Genomic DNA, 6,168 nt, shown 5'->3' with positions numbered 1-6,168 from the left:
ATATCGAGCCCCACAAGCTGATGTTCGAGTGGGTTTCTCCGGCGACCAGATACACTCCCCGGTGGCGTCTTTATAAAGCGTTGCCAGGCTGAAGTTATCCGGCATAAAGCTTGGTAAAGGGAAGCGTGATTCGGAACCACAGGCCATCAGAAAAGACCAGATGTCCTGAGTGCGCCACTCCTTTACCGGATAGAGTTCACCACCGTGCTCAGTCAGGGTTACTTTCCTCGCCTGCCCTCCCATTTTGAGGATATTTCCGGCCCTTCGGGCACTTTCATCATCCCTGGAGCCCAGCATCAGGCATACCCTGCTTCGAACGGATGCCGGGGCGTTTTTCAGGTAACGAGCTTTGGCCTGGCGCAGGGGCGCGATTTTGTAGTCGGTTGAGCACTGTCGGGTAGAAGAATTAGTCCAGGTCGGAAGTCCGCGCCCAGTCAGAATGCGGCCGACCCAGCTCTGCGTAAGAGACGGTCGGGCGACAAGGACTGTGACCGGTAGCTGGTGTTCAGCAATGAACATTCTGAGCTGGTTGAGAACCTGTGAAGCCTGATAGTGCATCTCAGGGTTTTCGATCAGCGTATCGGACATCTGAATGAAATGATGTTCGCTGATATTTGTGCCGTTACGTACTGCCCTGATCAATGCCATCAGAAACAGGTGCAGAAGAGAATGGGAGTCTTTGCCGCCACTGTATCCCACGCACATTGTCCAGCCGTCCGTAATAGCCTGATAAATAGCAGATGTGGCTGACATGACCAGAGAAGAAAGACTCACAGTCTCCTTTTCATCGGTATAGTTCAGATCGGCATCGGTTGTCAGGGTCTCCCAAACATCCGCCCATTTATCATGTTTCAAAATGGCAGCATTAGCCGCCTCAGGAAAAATAACTTCTGAGGATAATTCAAGGAATGAGTCGCTTTTTTCAATAAACATATATTTTCCTGAACCACGGTATATGCTGCATCACTGATATTATTAGAACTTTAAAATAACTACAGCGCAACCATTTAGCGAAATTATATTAAATCAAAATCACGCGGATTTAATGTCAATATATATAAAAATAATCCATTGTAATTTAATCACCCGGCACAGCTATTAGTTATAGGTTGGCGGCGTAATAAATGCCGTATTATTTGTTTTCAACTCAGACAGCGGAATAAAAGGAGTATTAAGAGTCATGTCATCACCACAATGGCGTGGTAGAGCTGAAAGCTGAAATGAATCTTTCATCACCCTAATAACCGGGCATTCCGTACGTGCTGATGGCATTACTTCCCGCAGCATCGCTTCCTGCTTTATGCTGTCGCTATGCTTATATTCATCCATGTCTTTTATTTCTTGAATTTCATCTTCACCACAAAATGACCAGTTAGCGTCATAGAAGTAAAACTCAGTTAAATGAAGATCGTTTTCTTTCACGTATGCCGCCAATTTGCGGATACGCTGTTCAAGCATTGTATCTATCCGTAAGGAAACACTCTGCGGAACGTCACTTGCAAATTCATTGATACAATCAACGGTAGAAACTATGAATTTATTGGTCATGGCAGGCTCCAGGCCACCGGGGAAACCGGTGGCTACGGTAATTGGCAGGCTTAAGCGCCGCAAAGGGTGTCAAGGGAAGGGAGAAGCTTGCTCAGCTTGTCGTAATCGAGCGGAGACAGTTCTGTAACGAGTTCGACCGAAAGACTAGTGTTGTCTTCTTCACACAGAATATAGATTCCGTCTTCTGGCTCTTTTCCGGCACATGCCTTCAGTCGTTTGTTAACGACCTCCTGGGCTGAATCCGCTACGTCGCAGCTCAGGACATAGCTTGCCACATAGCTGCTCTCACCGTGGTAATGCGTCACTTTACACAGAGCATACTGGATACCGGCTTTGTGAGCCTCATTCATGAGACGAGAAAACTGACAGCCATCCTGGTAATAGTGGGTATCCTTTGTGACCAGAATAGTCATACCCCCAAATTCATCTGTCCGGCTTTTACTGCATGTAAATGCAGCAGTAATTGTTACCATTTCCGAGAGGTCGAATACCGACAGCACGGCAGTTGTGAGGCAAATTGCATGGTCAAGATCAATGGTCTCTCCATGAAAAACTGCCAGCCCACTGCTGGTAACTTCTGTTGCGAACAACAGTTCATAATTGCAGTCTGGGCAGGATGGTTGCCCAAAGCTCGGCTCAGAAGGGTCATACTCAGGGTGGTTCTCGATAATACTGAGGATCAGCTTCTCAGTCAGAGAACAATCTGTCAGTGGCTTATCAAGCAAACGCTCACCTTCTGCAATTTCTGCTTCGGTAACGAATGTGATTGCTTCTTGTGCCATTTTTGCCTGCTCCTGAGTGCAGGGAATAATAAACGACGCCTGAGTATAATTATCTGCCACAGTTGACTCCTTGATTATTTAATTAATGTATTTGATGAGAAGATCATAACAAATACACTAATACCAACTAATAACCTGAAGGCGTTTTTTTAGAAAAAATATTAAGAAGAAGAATATGAACACTACCTCATCTTAAATTAATATCATTCAGGATTAATATTCATTTTTGCAAATAAAAACCGCCAGACGGCGGCTTTTATAAAGAGGGAAATATCATTGGAAGTTGAAATTACTTCACGGCAGGCCGACAAATTACGCGACTGCTGTGAGCTGAAGCGAAACTTGTAGAGGAAACTATAATCACCTTTTCTAAGTCGTCGGCACTGTCAGCAATATGATGCCGGAAAGCCTCCTCTGCATCACCAGGGGAGTCGGCTTCGACCAGGTAGGCCTGATCATCATCATCAAACATAATGCGCCCGGAAATGAGATAAAGTCGGCTCAAATCTGGCGTTGCTGCGCTCGTGCTTCGTTCGTTCAGATTCATTTTTTCTCCGTCTGTTGCTCGTAAAAAGAATGACGCCGGTTTAAAAGGCGTCGCCAGGGTTCGGGCTAAAACGCAGGGTTGCCATCGAGGAAGCTCATTGGCTGGCCAATAGCGGATGCCACCCTGAGAATTTCACCTGGTGTGGCATAACGCAGCATTTCAGAGCGTCCAAATTTCTGATACTCATCTACTGACATCTTTCTCCACTCTGGGTGAGGATCTTTTCCGCACAGTGACCAGTTGCTTTCAGAGGAATCACGACGGAGAACGTACACATCAAGCGAGGCTGTAAGCCCACTTCCATATCCCCGCTGCGCTACAATACGAACCTGAGAACCATCGTCGCGTTGCAACGTCTGGGTTAATTTCGTGATAGGATCCTGAGAATGCATGCCATTTACCTCGTTTTCAAAAGATTTACCGTAAGTAAATGATACCGAATCGAGAATTCTGGCTAATAGGTCAGAAGAAAAAATAATGAATATTTTTGAAGTGTAGGATAATGATTAGAATAAAATGGCCTGAATAAATCGCTAGCGGTTAAATCCGCTTATTTCAGAGAAGCTCTGATTTAGTAGTTAGGGAAAACGATGCGGTGAAAAGTAACTTTTACACCGCAATTCAGAAAAAAGTTTCAATTAGTCACATTACGAATAACCCGGCTTACTTTCGCATGTGCGTTCCCCTGGATGTTAAAGTAAAGCCCCTCAGGCAGACTCGTCGCCCACTTAACTCCTCGCTCAGCCATACGCTTCGGTGTTTCCAGCCAACCACGAGGAATATTGCCCGTAACGTCACCGATAACCCGTGAAATGCATGCTGCTACCCGGATGCCGCCGGGAATATCGCATTCGGATTCAACAATATGCATAACCTCAAATAAAGCACCATGCCGCTGGACATGATCGCCAATGTGCAACTCGATAGGAGAAACCATTTCTGTATCTGACTTCATATCTGTCCACCTTTAATTTAGAAACCGTCTAAATTACCAATATAGTTAATGTACCGGATGTTAATTCAACAAGTTCTGTATCACAACCATCAGTTTTTTTTGTTGGGTCTATATCGGAGAAACAAGTGAATATTGAATACACTCGTTAATACAGACAACCGGAAATGAATGGCACCCTAATTATCTCTGCGGCGTATGCTAAGCCGTTAATATTGTCATTTTATGGTAGAAACAATGCAAAATGAATAAACCGCTTGTCGCTTCAAACCACTTTATCAAAACCGTTAACTTGCATTAAGCCCGATACAGTTCGGCGAGCTCGTCCAGCATGGGGTTACTCTTATATCCCGGTGCGGCCGTAAAAAGGTTTCGGGAAATCGCCAGCCATTCCATGATTTTGTCCGTCGCCAGCCAACGTCTGCCAAGTCGCTCGGCTGCGATGGGAACTTTATGCAGGCCAGCGAAGGGATCTACAACAAGATCTCCCGGCTCTGTCAAAAACTCAATCAGAAACGCTGCAAGCCTGGTAGGAGACGTTGCACCATGCAGCGGAAAACCTAGCTCGCGGGCAATGGAATGGCAAAATCTCGTATCAGCGCAGCTATTGCCGTAAAACAAAGTATTTTTGGGGATCGTTCCTTCTGTTTTATTTCCAAAGGATCCGCTTTTAAGCTGGTACGCCCCATCACCATAAAAGGTCGTGCGATTTTCACCGCCTGCTGCCTGCAATTTAAGATGCTGCTCTGAATGCGGTTGCAGTACACGTAAGTTGTTTGAACGAACCTTACTCGCATCATTGGTAAACCACAGCACAGGCTCATACGATGAGCAGAGCTGCACTCGTTGCTTACATGCCCAGTGCGTTGGCGATGGGGGCTTACTGCGATTCACCCACTGAAGCCTGTCCATGAGCTCAAGCCCCAGCTTGTCACATAATGCCAGTGTCAGACGCTCCAGATACAGAGAACGTGAAGGCCTGCCCCTATTAAAGCTATCTTGAGTGATATTCAATGCCACACTTGCGCCGGGTACAAGCTGTTTCACGATCGGTTCGAGGATACGCAGAAGCCAGTCAATATAAACCTGCTCGCCACGCCCCCCGCCATGCCCGTAGTCTCTTGAATTTCGAAGGAGGTAAGGCGGCGAGGTCAGGCAAAGATGAATTTGCTCTGTGATATTGCTGAAGAAGGCATAGGCGTTTCCAAAAACCGATGCCCCAAGAGAAGTTGAGAAACCGACAACACAGAGCTTTTCCCATGACTCGTGTAGGTTTGTTTTCGTCTTAGAGGAGTATCTCCAGACGCCCCGTTTTTCTGGAACGCGTTCGATGACTCCGGCCTGCCGAAGAGTCTGCTGAAACCAGCGTACTTTGTGTTTGACGCCGCTGGTTCTGGTTTTATCTGACCCAAATTCTTTCAGTTCGTGCAATTCGGCATCCGACATGCCAGTTTCACGCTGCACTTCGCGATAAAGCTCGTCGTTGCTCAACGGCAATTCGGAGGCTGCGTAGATCCGTGCAATTAAATCCGTAGAAATCGTGCTCATCAGCCATCCTTAATGGAGATGCAGTTTAAATATCGGCCTGATGGTTGGAAGGGGGATTACTAAATCAAACCGATCTGTTTATTTATAGGCTTTGTCAGGTCATGCAGCACAGCTGGGCATGCGCAAAGAGACCCAGTCTTCTTTAGCGGAGACACCTTCAAAAGTTGTACTCAATCAGCCCCAAGATTTTGAAACTCAATGTGCTTTTGCTCACACTCCTCCCTGCCCCACGAGCCCTGCCATTCACAGATGTCCCGGTACTTAATTTCCAGCTTATCCATCTGTGAGAGGTTAGCTGTTGCGAAGTCTGGCCATATGTCGTGCCAGCATGCGTTGTACGTGACGCCTGCTGGTGGGCAATACATCATTGCATCAGCATGGATAATTTCAACGCGAGGATCGTTTGCAAACGAGGCCGCAACGAGGTTAATAACGTCCTGTTCTTTTTCAATTACTGTTACATGGGTTACATCTTCTTTTTGAAGAATGGCGTGAAGCACCATCCCCAGACCAAGACCATTAATGAGCACGCGCCCGGTGGCTCGCTCTAAAAAATCCTGGCAGGTTCTGATCTCCATCGGGGTATTGGACATCACCACATCCCAGCCGTTGGACAAACGCCGATATCTACCGGGCGGGATAAACTCGTCTGTATTACCTGTATACTCGGCACGAAGGGCGAGGCTCATCGCCTTATCTGCGGTAATTTCGAATGTGTCCAGTTTCCAGGTTCCGGACGTGCCGTCTTTAACGGGTAAATCAGAAAAGCAGCTCTTCATCAAGGCAACCAA

Annotated in this window: 8 protein-coding genes; all 8 read right to left on the bottom strand. The window is 46.7% G+C overall.

Annotated features, from left to right (window positions below; genetic code table 11):
* Positions 1 to 933, bottom strand: a 933-nt coding sequence (locus tag AAER43_RS24885) for a phosphoadenosine phosphosulfate reductase family protein (RefSeq protein ID WP_246896064.1), incomplete at its 3' end; no start/stop codon positions are given.
* A 165-nt stretch (positions 934 to 1,098) separates the two neighbouring features.
* Positions 1,099 to 1,548: a hypothetical protein gene (locus AAER43_RS24880; protein WP_000182312.1), complete on the bottom strand. Its 450-nt coding sequence runs from the start codon at positions 1,546 to 1,548 to the stop codon at positions 1,099 to 1,101.
* 50 nt (positions 1,549 to 1,598) lie between these two features.
* Complete coding sequence (locus AAER43_RS24875; RefSeq protein ID WP_000774871.1) at positions 1,599 to 2,390, bottom strand: hypothetical protein; 792 nt, start codon at positions 2,388 to 2,390, stop codon at positions 1,599 to 1,601.
* A 229-nt stretch (positions 2,391 to 2,619) separates the two neighbouring features.
* Positions 2,620 to 2,877: a hypothetical protein gene (locus tag AAER43_RS24870; RefSeq protein ID WP_001052325.1), complete on the bottom strand. Its 258-nt coding sequence runs from the start codon at positions 2,875 to 2,877 to the stop codon at positions 2,620 to 2,622.
* 65 nt (positions 2,878 to 2,942) lie between these two features.
* Complete coding sequence (locus AAER43_RS24865; RefSeq protein WP_000556022.1) at positions 2,943 to 3,269, bottom strand: hypothetical protein; 327 nt, start codon at positions 3,267 to 3,269, stop codon at positions 2,943 to 2,945.
* Between the two features lie 242 nt (positions 3,270 to 3,511).
* Positions 3,512 to 3,832: a hypothetical protein gene (locus AAER43_RS24860; RefSeq protein ID WP_000834113.1), complete on the bottom strand. Its 321-nt coding sequence runs from the start codon at positions 3,830 to 3,832 to the stop codon at positions 3,512 to 3,514.
* Between the two features lie 294 nt (positions 3,833 to 4,126).
* On the bottom strand, positions 4,127 to 5,377 hold the full coding sequence (locus AAER43_RS24855) for a site-specific DNA-methyltransferase (protein ID WP_000104393.1): 1,251 nt from the start codon (positions 5,375 to 5,377) through the stop codon (positions 4,127 to 4,129).
* Between the two features lie 170 nt (positions 5,378 to 5,547).
* A complete protein-coding gene (locus AAER43_RS24850) occupies positions 5,548 to 6,156 on the bottom strand; it encodes a hypothetical protein (RefSeq protein WP_000833775.1) in 609 nt (202 codons plus the stop codon).
* Between the last annotated feature and the right edge of the window lie 12 nt (positions 6,157 to 6,168).

This window comes from Enterobacter sp. FUJ80071, from assembly GCF_038739915.1.
Lineage (GTDB): Bacteria > Pseudomonadota > Gammaproteobacteria > Enterobacterales > Enterobacteriaceae > Enterobacter > Enterobacter kobei.
Note: the sequence above shows the minus strand (reverse complement) of the source record. Positions and strands in the feature narration are given on the sequence as shown.

Excerpts from the sequence above, each read along its gene's own strand:
- AAER43_RS24855 (WP_000104393.1), bottom strand. The coding sequence starts at position 5,377 with ATGAGCACGATTTCTACGGATTTAATTGCACGGATCTACGCAGCCTCC.
- AAER43_RS24850 (WP_000833775.1), bottom strand. The coding sequence starts at position 6,156 with ATGAAGAGCTGCTTTTCTGATTTACCCGTTAAAGACGGCACGTCCGGA.
- AAER43_RS24860 (WP_000834113.1), bottom strand. The coding sequence starts at position 3,832 with ATGAAGTCAGATACAGAAATGGTTTCTCCTATCGAGTTGCACATTGGC.
- AAER43_RS24870 (WP_001052325.1), bottom strand. The coding sequence starts at position 2,877 with ATGAATCTGAACGAACGAAGCACGAGCGCAGCAACGCCAGATTTGAGC.
- AAER43_RS24880 (WP_000182312.1), bottom strand. The coding sequence starts at position 1,548 with ATGACCAATAAATTCATAGTTTCTACCGTTGATTGTATCAATGAATTT.
- AAER43_RS24865 (WP_000556022.1), bottom strand. The coding sequence starts at position 3,269 with ATGCATTCTCAGGATCCTATCACGAAATTAACCCAGACGTTGCAACGC.